This window comes from Dermatophilus congolensis (genome assembly GCF_900447215.1).
Lineage (GTDB): Bacteria > Actinomycetota > Actinomycetes > Actinomycetales > Dermatophilaceae > Dermatophilus > Dermatophilus congolensis_A.
Genome location: NZ_UFYA01000001.1, coordinates 298,646 through 315,496 on the forward strand (window position 1 = coordinate 298,646; position 16,851 = coordinate 315,496).

The 16,851-nt window shown below is 58.3% G+C and carries 14 protein-coding genes and 1 tRNA gene; 9 read left to right on the plus strand and 6 right to left on the minus strand.

Going from position 1 to position 16,851, the window contains the following annotated elements:
• Positions 1-85: 85 nt before the first annotated feature.
• Complete coding sequence (locus DXZ77_RS01250; RefSeq protein WP_115029340.1) at positions 86-622, minus strand: hypothetical protein; 537 nt, start codon at positions 620-622, stop codon at positions 86-88.
• Between the two features lie 233 nt (positions 623-855).
• Between DXZ77_RS01250 and DXZ77_RS01255 the strand changes: the two genes are divergently transcribed.
• Complete coding sequence (locus DXZ77_RS01255; RefSeq protein WP_115029342.1) at positions 856-1,548, plus strand: metal-dependent transcriptional regulator; 693 nt, start codon at positions 856-858, stop codon at positions 1,546-1,548.
• 213 nt (positions 1,549-1,761) lie between these two features.
• Here DXZ77_RS01255 and DXZ77_RS12150 read toward each other — a convergent pair whose 3' ends face one another.
• On the minus strand, positions 1,762-2,151 hold the full coding sequence (locus DXZ77_RS12150; protein WP_220181573.1) for a hypothetical protein: 390 nt from the start codon (positions 2,149-2,151) through the stop codon (positions 1,762-1,764).
• Positions 2,152-2,353: 202 nt separating this feature from the next.
• Here DXZ77_RS12150 and DXZ77_RS12155 point away from each other — a divergent pair, with 202 nt between their 5' ends.
• The 4 genes from DXZ77_RS12155 to DXZ77_RS01275 all read left to right on the plus strand — a co-directional run bounded on the left by DXZ77_RS12155 (position 2,354) and on the right by DXZ77_RS01275 (position 6,858).
• Positions 2,354-2,938: a C40 family peptidase gene (locus tag DXZ77_RS12155; protein ID WP_220181574.1), complete on the plus strand. Its 585-nt coding sequence runs from the start codon at positions 2,354-2,356 to the stop codon at positions 2,936-2,938.
• A 101-nt stretch (positions 2,939-3,039) separates the two neighbouring features.
• Positions 3,040-4,176, plus strand: a complete 1,137-nt coding sequence (locus tag DXZ77_RS01265) for a metallophosphoesterase family protein (protein ID WP_115029346.1) — start codon at positions 3,040-3,042, stop codon at positions 4,174-4,176.
• Positions 4,173-4,976 carry an AAA family ATPase gene (locus DXZ77_RS01270; RefSeq protein ID WP_115029348.1) on the plus strand — a complete coding sequence of 268 codons (804 nt, stop codon included), beginning with the start codon at positions 4,173-4,175 and terminating at the stop codon, positions 4,974-4,976. The genes DXZ77_RS01265 and DXZ77_RS01270 overlap by 4 nt, the downstream gene beginning before the upstream one ends.
• Before the next feature lie 55 nt (positions 4,977-5,031).
• Positions 5,032-6,858 carry an ATP-binding protein gene (locus DXZ77_RS01275; RefSeq protein ID WP_115029349.1) on the plus strand — a complete coding sequence of 609 codons (1,827 nt, stop codon included), beginning with the start codon at positions 5,032-5,034 and terminating at the stop codon, positions 6,856-6,858.
• Positions 6,859-6,904: 46 nt separating this feature from the next.
• Here the strand turns inward: DXZ77_RS01275 and curA are convergent, their stop codons facing one another.
• Positions 6,905-7,921, minus strand: a complete 1,017-nt coding sequence (gene curA, locus DXZ77_RS01280) for an NADPH-dependent curcumin/dihydrocurcumin reductase (RefSeq protein ID WP_115029351.1) — start codon at positions 7,919-7,921, stop codon at positions 6,905-6,907.
• A gap of 128 nt (positions 7,922-8,049) precedes the next feature.
• Positions 8,050-9,279 carry a 6TM ABC transporter family protein gene (locus DXZ77_RS01285; RefSeq protein ID WP_115029353.1) on the minus strand — a complete coding sequence of 410 codons (1,230 nt, stop codon included), beginning with the start codon at positions 9,277-9,279 and terminating at the stop codon, positions 8,050-8,052.
• 912 nt (positions 9,280-10,191) lie between these two features.
• On the opposite strand from DXZ77_RS01285, the gene DXZ77_RS01290 reads away from it, so the two are divergent.
• Positions 10,192-12,585, plus strand: a complete 2,394-nt coding sequence (locus DXZ77_RS01290; protein ID WP_147279144.1) for an alpha/beta hydrolase — start codon at positions 10,192-10,194, stop codon at positions 12,583-12,585.
• A gap of 64 nt (positions 12,586-12,649) precedes the next feature.
• Here DXZ77_RS01290 and DXZ77_RS01295 read toward each other — a convergent pair.
• A tRNA-Arg gene (locus DXZ77_RS01295) sits at positions 12,650-12,724 on the minus strand.
• Between the two features lie 164 nt (positions 12,725-12,888).
• Between DXZ77_RS01295 and DXZ77_RS11620 the strand changes: the two genes are divergently transcribed.
• Entirely contained in the window at positions 12,889-13,788 is a 900-nt protein-coding gene (locus tag DXZ77_RS11620) for a hypothetical protein (RefSeq protein ID WP_147279145.1), read from the plus strand.
• Between the two features lie 36 nt (positions 13,789-13,824).
• Here DXZ77_RS11620 and DXZ77_RS11970 read toward each other — a convergent pair whose 3' ends face one another.
• Positions 13,825-13,992: a hypothetical protein gene (locus DXZ77_RS11970; protein ID WP_181816158.1), complete on the minus strand. Its 168-nt coding sequence runs from the start codon at positions 13,990-13,992 to the stop codon at positions 13,825-13,827.
• On the opposite strand from DXZ77_RS11970, the gene lysA reads away from it, so the two are divergent.
• Positions 13,963-15,384, plus strand: coding sequence for a diaminopimelate decarboxylase (gene lysA / locus DXZ77_RS01305; protein ID WP_115032368.1), 1,422 nt, complete (start codon positions 13,963-13,965; stop codon positions 15,382-15,384). The genes DXZ77_RS11970 and lysA overlap by 30 nt on opposite strands.
• Before the next feature lie 134 nt (positions 15,385-15,518).
• Positions 15,519-16,850 carry a homoserine dehydrogenase gene (locus DXZ77_RS01310; protein WP_115029359.1) on the plus strand — a complete coding sequence of 444 codons (1,332 nt, stop codon included), beginning with the start codon at positions 15,519-15,521 and terminating at the stop codon, positions 16,848-16,850.
• Position 16,851: the final 1 nt, after the last annotated feature.

Here is a 16,851-nt window from a genome sequence, read left to right on the forward strand (position 1 = left end):
CGCAAAGTGATCGTGTGGGTCGCTCTGGTGGCGATGTTGGCTGCAGTGGTGCTGTCGCCGCTTTTGTGAGATTGCGTGAGTTAGGTCAGTCCTGCGAGGAGGGACTGTCTGTCCCTGTTTTTTCGGTCGGTGTTTTTTCCGCAGGCGTAGATGTAGAGACACGCGGGGTGATGCGGATCGTTGCGCGGCTGGCAGCAGAACCACGGGTGATAGCCCGAGGAATCCCGCGTAGGCGGCTAGTCACACTGGCACTTGATTTGAGAGCTTGTGCTTCAGCGTTTTCGCGTACCCATTGTTCGGGAGTGAGTCGTCGAGTGATGTCGTAGTTCTCCAGGAGGCGGTCAATGGGGGTGGGGACCGCGGGGTGGGTAGCTACGGGCCGATCACCGCTGAACACCACGTATACGCGGGTGTCGCCATCGAAGGTGAGCAGAACACTGCCGTTAACCAGGCCTGCTGCGTGCTCGTAGGCCATGTGTTCGTAAGTGGTGCTGCGTGTAAAAGATTTGCGGGCGACATGTTCGATGGCGCCGCGGTTACGCATCACGCCTTCGTAGGCGATCGGTCCATAGGTCACGCCGAGTTTGAATAGGCGAGCGACGAGAGCTTTGCGATCGACCACCGAGGGCACCTTTCGGGACGTTTGGGTGTGCAGGGGGCCGCTGCCTCGAAGTGAGGTAACGGATTGGAGGCTGGGTTCATACGTATTGGCCTCGAAGATGTTGACGCTACCCGATGTTCCTGGAGTCGTGCTGGTCGCACGTGGGGTGTGGTGAGCGGCTTTTCTACTTACGCGACACGTTCTACTGAACGCCATGGATAGTCACACCTCATCAGGGGTGTCAGACTAAGGACGTGAGCAACCTCATCGACACGACTGAGATGTATCTGCGCACCATCCTCGAACTTGAGGAAGAAGGTGTGCCAGCTCTGCGTGCACGCATCGCGGAGCGACTGGAACACTCCGGCCCGACGGTGTCGCAAACGGTGGCGCGTATGGAACGCGATGGGCTCTTGACAGTCATGCCCGACCGGACGATCGAACTCTCTGTGGCTGGCCGTGACCTTGCTACACGTGTAATGCGTAAACACCGTATTGCCGAGAGGCTGTTGACCGACGTGATCGGTCTGGAAATCGAGTATGTCCATGAAGAGGCGTGCCGGTGGGAACACGTCATGAGTGACCGTGTGGAGCGCAAAATCCTGGCCATTTTGAAGGACTACGACCGCAGCCCATACGGAAACCCCATTCCAGGTTTGGAAGCATTCGGTGAGGAGCCGCAACCGATCGCACAGGCACTGCGTATCGGAGCAGTGCCTGACGGCACACCAGTGGTGCTGCGCAGCATCGGTGAGCATCTGCAAGCAGAAGCGGACATTCTTTCCGAAATGTCTCGCGCTGGAGTGACCCCCGGAGCCGTGGTCATTCCGCGCCGTGACGGCGATGGAGTGGTTCTCTACGGCGAGAAGGTCGGTTCGGACAAAGCGCTGTGGCTTGGAGATGAGCTAGCCGATTACCTGTTCGTGGAGCCAGCAGAGAAGTCCTGAACAAGAGACACAGTTTCCACAACCTAGCAATAACCCACTGAACAGAAAACACAGTTGGGGACGGCACACCTGGTCAGGGCTGCGCGGTCAAGGATGAGAGAGCTCATGACCGCCTCCCTCAGGAGTTCTGATGCCGGCTATCCCACCACCCCCACGATCCTGCCTCCAACCACACGAGGTCTCAGCGCGCCACCGTGTTCGCGTCCCCGGCGATCACGTGTGGAGCCGCGTCGCAGCAGACTCACCATGGATCGCACGCACCGCATCAGGGGCTGTGCTCACCGGCGGGCTTGTTCTGGCTGGTTCAGCACTAGCATCAGCACAACTGACCGATGCACCCCACAGCCCTACACCAAACTCCACCACTGCTACGGTCACTGCGCGCACAACACCACCGCCGACACACAACACCTCAGCTGATCTGGCCAACGCAAAAACACACGCAGAGACAACGTCCAACACAGCTGTCACCAACGCCACTAGTACTGCAACCCAGCACAGAAAACCTGTCTCCTCTGCGGCATCACTGCCAGCCGCAGCCACAATTGACTGCCCCTGCGCCGCAGTAATAAACCCAACCCCCCAGGCACCACCGCTGGTCACCTCAGCCCCAACACCACCACCTCAGGCCAGCCCCAACACCACCACCGGTGCCCGCGTCTACCTTCCGCAATCAGTAGGTAAAAAAGACACCCCACCCCGGCAGCAGCCGGCACCTGCAGCCTGCGCTACCACCCGTACGCCTCAGCCTCCACCTTCGGCTAGCCATCAACCCTCTGCAGCCCAACCAACTACCCAAACTCCCATGCCCCCTTCCCAAAAGCCCGCTCCAACACAACCAGCTACCTCCAGCACACCGAAACCCGAACACAAACCTGTACCCGCACACCCCTTCGAGAAAGCACCACACGGCCCCCGACTCCATTCAGGTAAGCGCAGCACACCCAGTCCCCGCCTCGACACATCACTCACTGCATCACCGAAAAAAGCACACCGCCACACCCAGAAAAAACCAACCACCAAAAAATTCACACGCGCCACATCCGCACCAACACATAAAACAGCCGTCCTTGAAATGGCGAAAAACCTATCGGGCATCCCATACGTATGGGGAGGTACTAGCACCAGCGGATTCGACTGCTCTGGATTCACCCAACACATCTTCCGAAAAGCAGGCATCTACCTGCCACGCACAGCAGCGCAACAACAAGCAGCAACCACCCACGTAAAAAATCCCAAACCTGGCGATCTCGTATTTTTCGGATCCCCTGCCCACCACGTGGGCATATACGCCGGAAATGGCTACATGTACGACGCCCCACGCAGTGGCCGCACCACCGGCCTACACAAAATCTGGTCCTCAAAAGTGACGTACCACCGTGCCCACTAGCCACACACAAGACACGATCTCAGACAAGAACGTCGCCGCTGCCCTGTACGTTGATCGCGACAACCTCTTCGTCAGGTGGAGAACAGCGAACGGAGCCCCACATGCGGATCGTGCACACCAGCGACTGGCAGCTCGGTATGACACGCCACTATCTAGCAGGAGAAGCCCAGGCCAGATACACAGCCGCACGCATCGACGCCATCCGCGCTATCGGTGAACTCGCACACAGCCACAACGCTGATGCCATCGTGGTTGCCGGCGACGTCTTCGACTCCAACCTTGTCGCACCCGCCACAGTCCACCGCTCCATCGACGCGATGCGAAGCGTAGGACTGCCTATCTATCTCCTCGCCGGCAACCACGATGCCCTCAACGCTGTTTCCATCTACACCTCACCAGCGTGGCTCGACCATGTACCCGAGAATGTCCACGTCCTCGATACCGGAATCACAAACACCGGCTTAGGCTTCGAGATCGTCGCCGCACCACTGCCATCAAACGACCCCCGCGCAGACCTACTTGGCCGCGAACTCGACACCCTCGAAGGCCCCGGGGATCTACCCCGCATCGCACTTGGCCACGGCAGCGTCGACCTCATTGATCCAGACTCACACAACCCGGCCACCATGCGCCTGGCCACCATGGAACGCGCCCTGGAGTGCGGCGCCGTCAACTACATCGCCCTGGGGGACAGACACTCTCGTCTTTCTGTAGGAAACACCGGGCGAATCCACTACAGCGGAGCCTGCGAAGTCACCGACTTCGTGGAAAAACTGCCCGGCGACGTCCTCATCGTCGACATCGACAGCACCAGACACGTCGAGGTCACCCCCATCCATGTTGGCACCTGGACCTTCTTGACCATCGAAGCTGACCTCAACAGCCGAGAAGACATCGTTGACCTCGACAGTCGACTAGCAGCCATAGATCCCAAAGACCGCACCGTAGTCCGCACAATCTTGCGTGGCACCCTCAGCCTCACCGACAAAGCAGAACTGGATACTCTCCTAGATCGATACTCCACCTCGCTAGCTGCGCTCTTCTCCTGGAAGCGACATGAAGACATCGCCGTCGCTGTCGAAGGCACCGACGTCGAAACAATGGGACTTTCCGGCTTCGTCGCCTCTGCCGCACGCGAACTTGAACAACGCGCCAGCACCCCACACGATCAGGACGCCGCCGCAGCTCGTGACGCCCTATCCCTGCTGTTCCGTCTCTCCGCGGGAGTACGTCGATGAAATTTCACGCCCTAACCGTCCGCAACTTCAAAGGAATCACTGAAACCACAGTCGATTTTCCCGACACCGGCGTGATCATCATCGAAGGCCCCAACGAAGCAGGAAAATCAAGCCTCATCGAAGCCATCGACTTGCTCTTCCGATACAAAGACAGCTCCAGCCACAAAGCCATCACTGAAGCTCACCCCATCGGCGAAGACGAATCTCCCTACGTTGAAATCGAAGCCAGCATCGGTCCATACCGTTTCTCCTACGCCAAACGATGGGCAAAGCGCGGCGCCAACGGGGCACGAGGCCGCGGCGGAAAAACAACCCTGCACATCACTACTCCTCGCACCGAAAACCATTCCGGCGTCGCAGCCCATGAACGAGCCACTGAAATACTGGAAGAACACGTAGACACCGCACTGTGGGATGCCCTGCGTCTCCTGCAAGGCACCGAACTTGCTCCCCTCTGCCTAGAAGGCAGCACACAACTACGCGCTGCGCTCGATGCTGCAAGCGGAGCTGGTACTGATGCTGGTGGCGACGGGGACACCATCCTTGCTGCTGTCGAGAGCGAATACACCCGCTACTTCACCCCCCTCCACTGGGCGCCCCAAAGGCGAATACGAAAAAGCGCTTGCACATGTAGCAGCTGCTCGAGAACGGCGGGATGCAGCTCAACGCGCGGTCGAGGAAGTTTACCGGGATGTCAAGCGGCATGCGAACATCAGCGCCAGCATCGTCGATTTACGCGTAAAAGTTCAGGAGGCCGAAAACCAGGCACAGCAATGGGCAACGCGGCGGGAACAAGCTGATACGGCTCGAGAACGCGAGGCTGCGGCTAAGCAGGCGCTTACGGAAGCTCTTCGTGTGCAGGAGGACTCTCAGACGCAGGCAGCTCGTCGGGAGGTGCTGATTGATGATGTCGCTGGGCGTGTGCAGCAGGTGCAGGAAGCGGAGAAAGATTTCGCCACTGCTGCGCAGCAACGAACACAGATGGCAACTCGTGCTGAGCAGGTGGGGGAAGAAATAACGCAGGCTGAGAGTCACTCTCGTGCCTGCCGGCGCGCGGTGGCGGCTGCGCGGCAGCGGCGGAGGTGGAGCGCGTTGGAGCAAGAGAAGCAGCGGCTGAGCGAACGTGTTGCGCGTGTGGATGACGTGGCAGCGCGGCTGGGGCGAGCACGTAACGAGTTGGAGGAGCTGCGTGTAGATGCGCAGCTACGGGAGAAGCTCGAGACTGCTGAGCGTGAAGTGGAGGCGGCACGTATTGCCCAGCGGGCGGCTTCAGCGCGGGTGACGGGGCGTGCATTGGCTGGTTCGGCTGCAGTTGAGGTTGATGGTGCTGCAGTTGAGCTGGGCGAAGATGAGAGTGAATGGGTGTTGTGTGAGCCCATTGAGGTAGTGCTTCCTGGTGTGGCAGCTTTCCGGTGGGTTCCTGAAGCGGGGGCGGCTGAGCGCATTGATCAGGTGCGTCGTGCTGAGCGTGAGGTGGAGCGGTTGCTAGAAGAATGCGGGGTGGAGAGCATGCAGGAGGCTCACCGTCAGGCATCGCGACGGGTTGTGGTGGAGGCTGAGATCGAGCGGGGGGAAGCTGAGCGCAGCGCGTTGTTGGCCGGTGATGAGATTGGTTGGATGCGCGATCGTCTTGAGGAAGTAGAGGGTGCGCTTGCCTCGGTACCTCTGAGAATGGATGGTGCTGAGGATAAGAGTGATGCGGCTGATGATGGTTCGGAGGCGGCATTAAGTGCGCTGGTGGAGGCCGAGGAATCAGCTGCGGATGAGGTGGAGCGTCTTCGAGTACGTGGGGAAGAGGCTGCTGTTGCCGCTGCGCAGGCGAGGGAGGCCGCGACTGCTGCTGAGGCGAATCTTGTGGCTGGGCGGCGTGAGTTACAGGTGCGGCAAAGTGAGTTGGAGGAGGCGCGTGCGCAGCTGAGTGATGAAGACGTTAACGAGCGAGTGGTCTGTGCCGTAGCTGCTGTGCAGGAAGCACAGGTGCAGCATGAGCAGGCTAGGCAAGCTGCGCAGGAAGCTGCTACAGGTGAAGAACAGTTGGTGGCGGTGGAGCGTCGGGTGGAGGGCGCGCGGTCTCGGTTGACTGATGCTGAGCGTGAGTTGGTGCGTATTGAGGCTGTGTTGGAGCAGGCGGGCGGTCAGGGTAGGGCAGAGCAGTTGGATGAGGCTGCTTCGCAGTTGGAAGTGGCTGAGCATGATGCGCAAGTGGTGACGCGGCGGGCAGAAGCGGTGCGGTTGTTGCGTGAGGTGTTGCGGGAGCACAGTGTGCAGGCCAAGGCTGCGTATGTTGCGCCGTTTAGGGCTGAGGTTGAGCGGTTGGGACGGTTGGTTTATGGGCCGTCTTTTCATGTGGTGGTGGCTGAAGACCTCCAGGTGCAGGAGCGGGTGCTGCATGGGGTGAATGTGCCGTTTGAGTCATTGTCCAGTGGCGCTAAGGAGCAGCTGTCGATTTTGGTGAGGTTGGCGGTGGCGCAGTTGGTGGAGCCGGGGGAGGGGGTGCCGGTGGTGATTGATGATGCGCTGGGGTATTCCGATCCGCAGCGCATTGTGGCTACTACTGCGGCTTTTGAAACTATTGGTGAGCGGGCTCAGGTGGTGATGTTGACGTGTACTCCTGGTCGGTATGACGGGGTGCGGGGGGCGCGGGTTGTTGCTGTTGGGCAGGAGCGGTTTTCGGTGGTTTAACTGGTCAGGCCGGGGCAGTCCGTGGAATGCCCCGGCCTGGGGGTGGTTATTCAGCGACGTGGATGATGAGTTTTCCGAAATTTTTACCGGTAAGTAAGCCGCGGAAGGCTTCACGGGAGTTTTCCAGGCCCTCGACGATGTCTTCTTTGTATTGAATTTTTCCTTCGTTGATCCAGGTGGTCATGTCGCGCAGGAAGTCGCTGTAGTGGTCTTTCTGGAATTCGGTTTGGATGAATCCGCGGACGGTGAGGGATTTTTTGAGGATGATGCCCATGAGCTGGCTGCTGCGGTCGGGGCCAGCAGGTAGGTCGGTGGAGTTGTAGCCGGATACGAGGCCGCATAGGGGGATGCGTCCGTAGGTGTTCATACGGGGCAGAACAGCGTCGAAGACGTGTCCGCCGACGTTTTCGAAGTAGACGTCGATGCCATCGGGGGTGGCGGTGGCTAGGTCGTCGGCGAAGGTGGAGCTGCGGTGGTCCAAGGCGGCGTCAAAGCCAAGTTCTTTGAGGTATGCGGTTTTGGCTTCTCCGCCGGCGATGCCGACTGCGCGGGCGCCGTGGATGCGGGCGATTTGTCCTACGGCGGAGCCTACGGGGCCGGTTGCTGCTGCGACGGCGACGGTTTCTCCTGGGCGTGGTTTTCCAAGCAGGAGTAGCCCTGCGTATGCGGTGAATCCGGGCATGCCGAGGATGCCCAATGCGGTGGAGGGTGGTGCTTTGTCGGGGTCGAGGCGGGTGAGGTGGGCGACGTTTTCTACGGAGTGGGTTTGCCATCCGCCGTAGCCCAGGACGAGGTCTCCGGGGGTGAGTTCGCCGCCGGGGCATTCAAGGACACGGGAGACGGTTCCGCCGACGATTGTGCTGCCGAGTTCTAGTGGTGGGAAGTAAGACTCGGCTTGGCTCATACGTCCGCGCATGTAGGGGTCTAGGGACAGGTAGAGGGTTTGGAGAAGGGCTTGGCCGGGTTCGGGTGTGGTGAGTTGGGCATCTTCGATGCGGAGGTCTTCGTCGGTGGGTTCGCCGTTGGGGTACTGCGCGAGAAACACTCGTGTGGTTGTTGGCATGTGAATTCCTCTCGACGCGTCTGGTTTTCGTGAGTTGCGTTGACTAACTCATCACATTTGTTGGATTACGTCACCTATACGGTGCCTCGGTGGTGATGGGCTGTACGCGTAGTCGGTTGGAGCAGAGGCTAGATCCGTCCTGGCTTCATGTTTGCGAAGAGGATGCCGCGACGTTTGAGGGCGACGCCGATTGATTCGGTGAATTTGGGGTGGGGGATGCTGAGCCAGGTTCCTCCAAGGGGGAGGAGGGCGAAGGTGGTCATGAGGAGCCCTACAGGAGGGTGAAGGAAAAAAAGAATGATTCCAGTGAGGAGATAGATCAGGAAAAGAATGCTGATGAAGAACAATCGGGTGGTGAATATTCCGAGTCGTCCTCCGATGGTTTGGGTGACAATTCCATCGATGATGATCGATAGGAGGGCCAAGCCCAAGAGGCAGCCAATGGTGGCCAAGACGATAATCACGGCGATAAGGGCTAGGGAAAAGCCGCCTCTAACTACACCCAAGACGAGGTTAAAAAGAATCCACCCGAGGGCTACGTAGATCGTGGGTGAAATGGGGAAGCCGTGTGACCATGATTTGAGGGATTCACGGATTGAGAGACCTGTTTTATCGATGATGACTCCCCTGCGCTCGGCATTATGGATGTGTTTTTCATAGGCTTGTACTGCAGAATTCAGGTTCGCTTTTTGGAGTTTGTCCATGAGCTTCAGCAGATGTAGCGATTCGGTGGATCGTGAGGTGAGAGCGGTCAGTGCGCTGCAGATCAGGACACTGCCGAGGGGAATGAGGAAGTCTGCTGACTGAGCTTTTTTCCCATCTTCGGGTAGCTGGATCAGTAGCCAGCTGAATGCAGCGCCGGTGGCTCCTACATAGGAGACGAGGATGTCTAGAACAATGACACGCGCTTTGGCTTCGATGTGCGTGTTCATGTCGTTCTCAGAAGGGGAGGGCGGGACTTGTCCTTGCATGGTGTGCGCGACGAAAAGGGTTACCACGATTGCTGCGAACCCAGAAGCGACGGCTGATGGTTCGAGTCCTTCGAAAGCGTTTCCTTGGAATTCGGTATCCCACCATGTGGCTAGGGCATTTTCGGCGCTTCCGGGGCTTCTGAGTAGGTAGGGCAGGACGGTCAAAGGGGAAACGATCAGAAGGCTCCCGAAGGCTACTGCCCAGATCCTTCGCCAAATGTCGCTGATTGCTTCACGTAAAGCTTGGGTTTCGGTGCGGGGGTCGTTGAGCTGGGGGTTGGGAAGGTTCGCCCGCCGAATCAGCCAGGGGACTTTCCTGGACCGGGCAGCGCGGGAGGTGACCGGTGAGTTGAGTAGAGGCACGGTGGAATCATCAGGGGTGTTCATGGGGCACTCCGAGGGGAAAGTGACGTTTCGCGCATTTCATCAGAAGTGGTGAATGCGTTGTCGCTCTTGTGGGTTGGTGTTCAAAGGTTGTGGTGGTTGGTGTCGTGGTCACGTCTATCTGTGACGCTTTATGTCGATACGTTTTTCGAGGTGTGTAGTCGCATATGTGGCTGTGCGCTTTTGGGCTAGAGGGCAGGGGGTGGTGGGGGAGTGGGTGCCCTCAGTGTTCCGGCGTTCTCTTCAGTTCCGTGCATGCGGTTATTCCGTTATAAGAGCGGTTCATAGTGCTTTAGTTGTGCGACGCGCGCCGGGGGCTTCCATGGGTTGAGGTGCGTGGTGGGGATACTGGTGTGGTCGGTTTATTCAGCGTCGCGGAGTGCCTCATGAGATCTGATATCGGGTTGGCTGCCGTTGCATTGGCATTATCATTAGCAGCGTGTTCTGCGGCCGAAGCGCCTCCTGTTGCAAACGATGAAACGCAAGCGAGAGCAGTTGTTGCAGCTGTGCAATACGGGCGGTGTCACGGTTTCATGGGTGCAGATATTCAACCTGAGGTGGCATAAAGCTATCCATGGCGAAGAAATAAGTTCTTTTACGGGTGGTGAAATTTTTCTCTACTGCGCTTGTGGAAATGAGGTGTTCCTCTCAAGGGCGCGGGATCGTTCCCGGCAAAATGCCAATATAGTTGGGGTGGAGAAATCCAACTATATGAAGTGGTGGAAAACAAAAACATCTATTTACTTCCGCTGGGAAACAGCTAAACGTGCAGCTGGACGAGGGCTGCCTTGCAGGCGCAATATATCTATGGACCCCGTTTTCGCGCGGGCACCCTACCACCCCAGACATTAAAAAAACCGCCCCTAAGGCGGTTATCTGTCTCGGGCCCTACCTGTCTCGCACGATGGAGCCACCATGTCTAGTTTCATCCGAAAACACCCTCGCGCAGGGTCTTTCGGCGCTGCTCTCCTCCTCGCTACCGGATCAGCTGCCGCACCTGTTTTCACTCCGACCTCTGCTCAAGCTGCACCTGGTCCCGCAGCTCGCACCACTAATGACCAATCTGCGCAGACAAACGCAGGCACCTATAAAACACGCTCGTTCGACTATCAGCATGGCTCGGTTTTCGTGCCGCAGATCAAGAAGAACAATGTCATTCGAGGGCATGTCGTAGAGCCTGTCGGTGCACCTGGCAACCGGCCGGTCATCTTCTTCTTGCACGGGTTTTTCGATACCTGCACCAATGCTGCCAAGGAGAGCGTCTCAGAGTGGCCTTGTCCTCAAGGCGCTCGCGAAGTCCCGAACTATCGCGGATACGACTATGCCCAGAAAGCGCTCGCAGCGCAGGGGTACTACACCGTTTCTATTGATGCGAACGCCGTCACAGCTAATGACCAAGAACTCCCAGACAAAGGCGCCGCGGCTCGCTCCGTTGTAGCTCGCGCGAACCTGAAGCTTCTTGCTACCGCGGCTTCCTCTCCTTCTTCAGTTTCGTGGCAAGGTAAAACAGCATTCGACCTGAAAAAAACGATGCTTATCGGACACTCTCGTGGCGGAGAAGGGGTGGGGCGCACAGCACTCGATAGCGCCACCAATGACCCATGGCGCGTGGCTGGGGTTCTCACTCTTGCGCCCACGAACTTCGGGCGCATCAGCACTCCTAATGTGCCTTCCGTGTCCATGCTGCCTACCTGTGACGGTGACGTCACTGGTCTTGAAGGGCAGATCTACACCGACGCACCGGGTCGTTACGGCGCCGGGGCAGCATTCCATTCCAGCCTCGTTCTCACCGGGGGAGTGCATAACTTCTTCAACACGGAGTGGACTCCCGGTTTGGGCGTAGCAGCAGGACTGGATGATGGCACTCGTGCTGCTTGTCCAGCAAAAACGCGAATCAGTGCCAAACAGCAGCGTGATGCTTTTGTGACGTACGCGGGAGAAACCGCTCGGGCGTTCCTTCTTGGGGATCGTAATGCTCAGCAAGTTTTGGATGGTCGGAAAACCGCCAAAGGTGCTGGGGCCAATAGCGTCACGGCGCTGCCACTTGGAGGAAACCGCATCACTGTGATGAATGCGCTGGGAGCGACGTCGACCAAAGGTCTGACAGGCACCCCCACTGATCGCGCCACGTGGTGCACTGCGCAGAAATGCCGCACCGACTCTGACCGCAGCGCTTCCCCGCACTGGTTGGATAATGACTCCCGGAACGGATTTGCGCTCCACATGCCTCTGGATCAGGGGCAAGCTGGCGGGATCAAGTTCGCTGCGCCGACACCTCTTCAACGAGGTGACTCTTTTGAAGCGCGCATCGTGGTTCGCGGGCCGAAGGCTGCCCGTATGAAGGCAACCCTTCTCGATGCCCAAGGCAAAGAGCTGCACACGGCCCCCGTGAACTTGTCCCGTCTAGGTGGGAAAGAACCAACGGATCAGGGATCACACGTGCGTGACCTTGCCCAACTGTGGCGGGTTGATCTGCCTGATGGAGTTCAGGGGAAAACTCTAGGTGGTATCCGTTTCACTGCTTCTTCTGCAAGCGATATTGCTGTTCTCGACATGTCTATTGCTCGAGGGCAAGGGGGAATGACGGCCACGCCTCCTCCGGCGATTATTGAGGCCCCAACGAAAGTTGTCCGTGTTAACGAGGGAAACAAGCGTCATCAAATTAATGTGACTTTGCCGATTCAGGGGCGCGTGACTGCTCCGGCTCAGGTCGGAATTGTTACGGATGCCGCGGGTAAGGATGGAGATAAAGATCTTTCTAACGTCAGCTGGGTGCAGGTCAAGCCTGGACAGCAGTCAGTGAATCTTCCCTTCACTGTGGAGGGGAATACTGTTGACGATGAGACGGTGCGTAAACAGATCGGTATTGAAACGCGCGGGCCGATTGTGGTGCGTAACCCCATTGGTCTTGTCGAGGTTGTTGATGACGATCCCGACCCCACTTTCTCTGTCACTCCCGAGCAAGCCACAGCGAAGGCTGGTGGCGTGCTTGAGTGGAAGATCAAGATGAATGGCTCGACGAACCGTTCATCTGGGTTGGTTGTTCAGCCTGAGCCGGCTGGAGCCAAGGAGATTTTGTCTAAAGAGCTCAATGAGGCGACGCGCAAAGCCTTCGGGATCGAAAAAGCTACGGGGGATGTCTTCTCCAAGAATGCGCAGTCGATCGATGTGAAGTTCGACAAGAAAACTCAGACGGCAACGGTGCGTGTCGCGGCTGCTCCTGGAGTAGCCGGGCGTGAGGTGAAGCTCAAGCTTTCGTTTACCGCGTTCAATGTTCCGGACAAGATCCTTACCGGCAAGATCGGCTAAACGCCACGTGAGAACGGTAGTGGCCCCGGACCAGTATCGCTGGCCCCGGGCCACTACCGTTCTATGGCGCCCCCTGTAGGATTCGAACCTACGCACCCGCCTCCGGAGGGCGGTGCTCTATCCCCTGAGCTAAGGGGGCTTGGGACGTAGGTCAGGTTATCAGCTCAACGGGCAGCACTGAAATAGAAGCTCACACAGGGGGCATTCCGCGTGATGGTTGGGCAGTTATCAGTCGTGGAGTTGGCTCGAAAAATTTCTTCCTGCGTGGAAAATGACCTGATTGCACGGCTCGGTGGATCACGAGTGTTGCTCCGGAAAGTTGCGCTGCGTCCAGTTGATGGCCTCCGTACGTGGCGTACTCCGTTGCCGCAGTTACTCGCAGCTGGTGGCGACCCTTCAAGGTGGCAGTCTGCTCTTGCTGATCAGGTGGTGCAGATTCCGGGGGTTGCTGCCGCGCGACCTGCAGGTAGGGGGCTTGATGTTGAGTTGGAGCTAATAGGGCAGCAGGACCACGCTGCCCTATTGCCTACTCAGGATGGTGGGTTGCGATTGTGGCTAGGTAGTGGGTCGTGTCTTCAGATAGAAGCTGCTCAGAGGGGCGGGGTTCGCGAAGAGGTGTTTGTTGCTGCCCTCAGTGGCTGTGCTTCTGCAGTGGGGGACTGTGTGGAGCGTGTGGTTACTCCTGCCCAAGGAGTACGAGTCAGGTATGAAGAAAAAACGCACCAGGTCCGTTGTGCTCTAGTGCAGATTGACGGCCAGTTGTTGCGGGAAGAAGACGTCGATGCGCTGGGCAGTGCGGTGGTGGCGTGGGCGTTGTTGCTGGCTGCTCCTGCGCGTGCGGTGGAGCTGTATTCAACAGAGTTATTGGCGAGAAAAGCAGGCAATGCTGCATTTGTGGTTGCTCATGCTCGGCTTCGGGCTGCGCTGACTGTTCGTAGTGGTGATGAATATTGCAGGGGCGTTGTGTCTGGTGGTGATCGTCGCCGCATAGAGCAGCTGAGTGTGCTTTTGATTTCGTGGCCGTTTGTGCTGGAGCAGGCGGTGGCTACGTACTCGCCGAGGCTGGTGGCTCGTCATTTGTTGGCGGTGGGGGAGTTGGTGCAGGAGGCGAGGTGGTTGCCGGTGCCTGTTGCGCGTTCTGTACTGAGCGTTGTCGATGATGGCGTGGCTGCGTTGGGGGTGGCGTTGCCGCATCGTGTGTGATGGGCGTTTTGTGTGGCTTTGGTGTTGTAGGGGATCTCACGGATTAGTGATGTGTTCCTGCGGATGGATGAAGCTGACACACTCAGAAGTGAGAGCTGTCGGTGTGGTTCCGCTTCGGTCGATGTGGTTTGCGCCGCGGGGCTCTGTCTTGTTGTCGAGCGATTCGAGGTTGAGATGCGCGCGCATGAGGCTGGAGCGATGCATGCTTCAGGGTATGGGGGGCCGCCGTTGTGGCTGCCGACGCCATCGGATGTCAACGAGTTGCTGCCGCAGCTGTGGCCCAGGGGAACTGGCCGTGATGAGCGTGGCCGGTTGAGTGTTGATGGGGTGGACACGGTCACTCTTGCTGAACAGTTTGGTACGCCTGCGTATGTGATGAGCGAGAAGGATTTCCGGTATCGGGCGCGTGCGTTTAAAGAGGCGTTCGAGTCGGCCTTCGGGGTAGGACGAGCGCATGTTTATTACGCGGGTAAAGCGTTTTTGTGCACGCAAGTGGCTCGGTGGGTGATGGATGAGGGCCTAAGTCTTGATGTGTGTTCTGGTGGCGAGTTAGCGGTGGCTCAGTGGGTGGGGTTCCCTGCTGAACGGATCGGAATGCATGGCAATAACAAGTCAGTGGCGGAGATCGAGCAGGCGCTGTCGTATGGGGTGGGGCGTCTGGTGGTTGATTCGTTTGACGAAATCGAGCGGGTGGAGCGGGTTGCGGCACGGCTGGGGGTGGTTGCGCGGGTGATGGTGCGGGTCACGGTGGGGGTGGAGGCTCATACGCACGAGTACATCGCCACGGCGCATGAGGATCAAAAGTTTGGTTTTTCGTTGGCTCAGGGGGTGGCAGCTAAGGCGGTGGAGGCGATTCGTTCCCGGCGGCATATGTGCCTGGTGGGTTTGCATAGCCACATTGGTAGTCAGATTTTTGTTTCAGATGGGTTCCATGTAGCGGCGCGTCGGTTGTTGGGTTTGTTGGCGCAGTGCCGTGATGAGCAGGGCAGGGCGCTTCCTGAGCTTGATCTTGGCGGTGGGTTTGGGATTGCTTACACGAGTGAGCATGAGCCGATGCCGCCTTCGCGTATTGCGCAGGAGTTTGCGGTGTTGTTGCAGCGGGAGGCTGAGCAGGTTGGTGTTGAGGTTCCTGTGATTTCAGTGGAACCAGGGCGTTCGATTGTGGGGCCGAGCACATATTCGTTATATGAGGTGGGGACGTGTAAAGACGTTGCGTTGCCAGGCGGTGGGTGGCGCCGGTATGTGTCGGTTGATGGTGGCATGAGCGATAACGTGCGGGCGGCGTTGTATGAGGCTGACTACAGTGCGACGTTGGCTTCGCGGGTTTCGCAGGCTGAGCCGGTGTTGTCGCGGGTAGTGGGAAAGCACTGTGAGAGCGGCGATATCGTGGTGCTGGATGAGTATTTGCCAGATGATTTGGTGCCAGGCGATCTTGTTGCGGTTCCTGGCACGGGCGCGTATTGCCGTGCGTTGTCGAGCCAGTACAACCATGTTCCGCGTCCACCGGTGATTGCGGTGCGCGATGGTGTTGCGCGAGTGATTGTTCGGCGTGAGACGGTGGAGGACATCTTGGCTTTGGATGTGGACGAAGGGTGATGGCACTGGTGGTGTGTTGTCGGGTTGGGGGTTGTTGCGGCGTGTGTTGATGGGGACTGGTTCGTTGGTTTGCGTTCTGGTCTGGTCGAGTGTGTTGTGTACGAGTTGATGTAGTAGAGGTGAGCAGTCCAGTGATGAACGATGACTCTCGGCAGGTTCCGCTTCGTGTGGCGTTGCTTGGTTTTGGTGTGGTTGGTTCTGCAGTTGCGAAGGTGCTGACTGAGGGAGCTGAGGATTTAGCTGCGCGGGTTGGGGCGCCGTTGGAGTTAGTGGGTGTGGCGGTGCGCCGGGCTGGGGTGGATCGTTCTGCGTCGGGGTTGCCGGCGGAGTTATTTACTACTGATGCGCAGTCGTTGGTGGAGAACGCGGATATTGTGATCGAGGTTATTGGTGGGATTGAGCCTGCGCGCTCGTTGATCCTGCGGGCGTTTGATCACGGTGCGAGTGTAGTGACGGCAAATAAGGCGTTGCTGGCTGAGGATGGTCCGACGCTATATGCGGCTGCGGAGAAAGCTGGGGTGGATATTCACTATGAAGCTGCGGTGGCAGGTGCTATTCCGTTGCTGCGTCCTTTGCGGGAGTCTCTTGCTGGCGATTCGGTGAATCGTGTGCTCGGTATCGTCAATGGAACGACGAACTACGTGCTGGATCAGATGGATTCGACTGGTATGGGGTTCGATGAGGCGGTAGAGCGTGCTCAGCAGCTTGGTTATGCCGAGGCTGATCCAACTGCGGATGTTGAAGGGTTTGATGCTGCGGCTAAGGCAGCGATTCTGGCGTCGTTGTCGTTCCACTCGCGGGTGGCGTTGAAGGGTGTGTCCCGGACAGGGATCACTGAGGTGACAAGCGCAGATATGCGTGCAGCGCGGGCCATGGGGTGTGTGGTCAAGCTGTTGGCAATTTGTGAGCGTACTGATGTGGGTGAGGGAGAGGGTATTTCGGTGCGGGTGCATCCGGCGATGGTGCCGGTGACGCACCCGTTGGCTGGTGTTCGTGGGGCTTACAACGCGGTGTTTGTTGAGGCTTCGGGGGCTGGCGAGTTGATGTTCTATGGTCCTGGTGCTGGTGGTGAGCCGACGGCTTCGGCAGTGATGGGTGATGTGGTAGCCCAAGCCCGTCATCGTGTGCAGGGTGGCCGTGGGCCAGTGGAGTCGGCGTATGCGGATTTGCCGGTGTTGGATCCGGGGCAGGCTCAGACTCGGTATTACCTGTCGTTGGATGTTGAGGATCGTCCAGGCGTGTTGGCGTCGGTGGCGGGATTGTTCTCTGAGGCTGGTTTGTCAATCGAGCAGGTTCGTCAGGAGTCGATTGCTGCAGATGAGGATGGCCAGGAGTCTGGTCATGCTGAGTTGGTGATTGTGACGCATCAGGGTAGTGAAGCCTCGTTGTCGGCGACGGTGAAGGCTGTGTCGGGTTTGGGGGTTGTTTGCGGAGTTAATTCTGTGATGCGGGTTGTGGGGAGTTGAG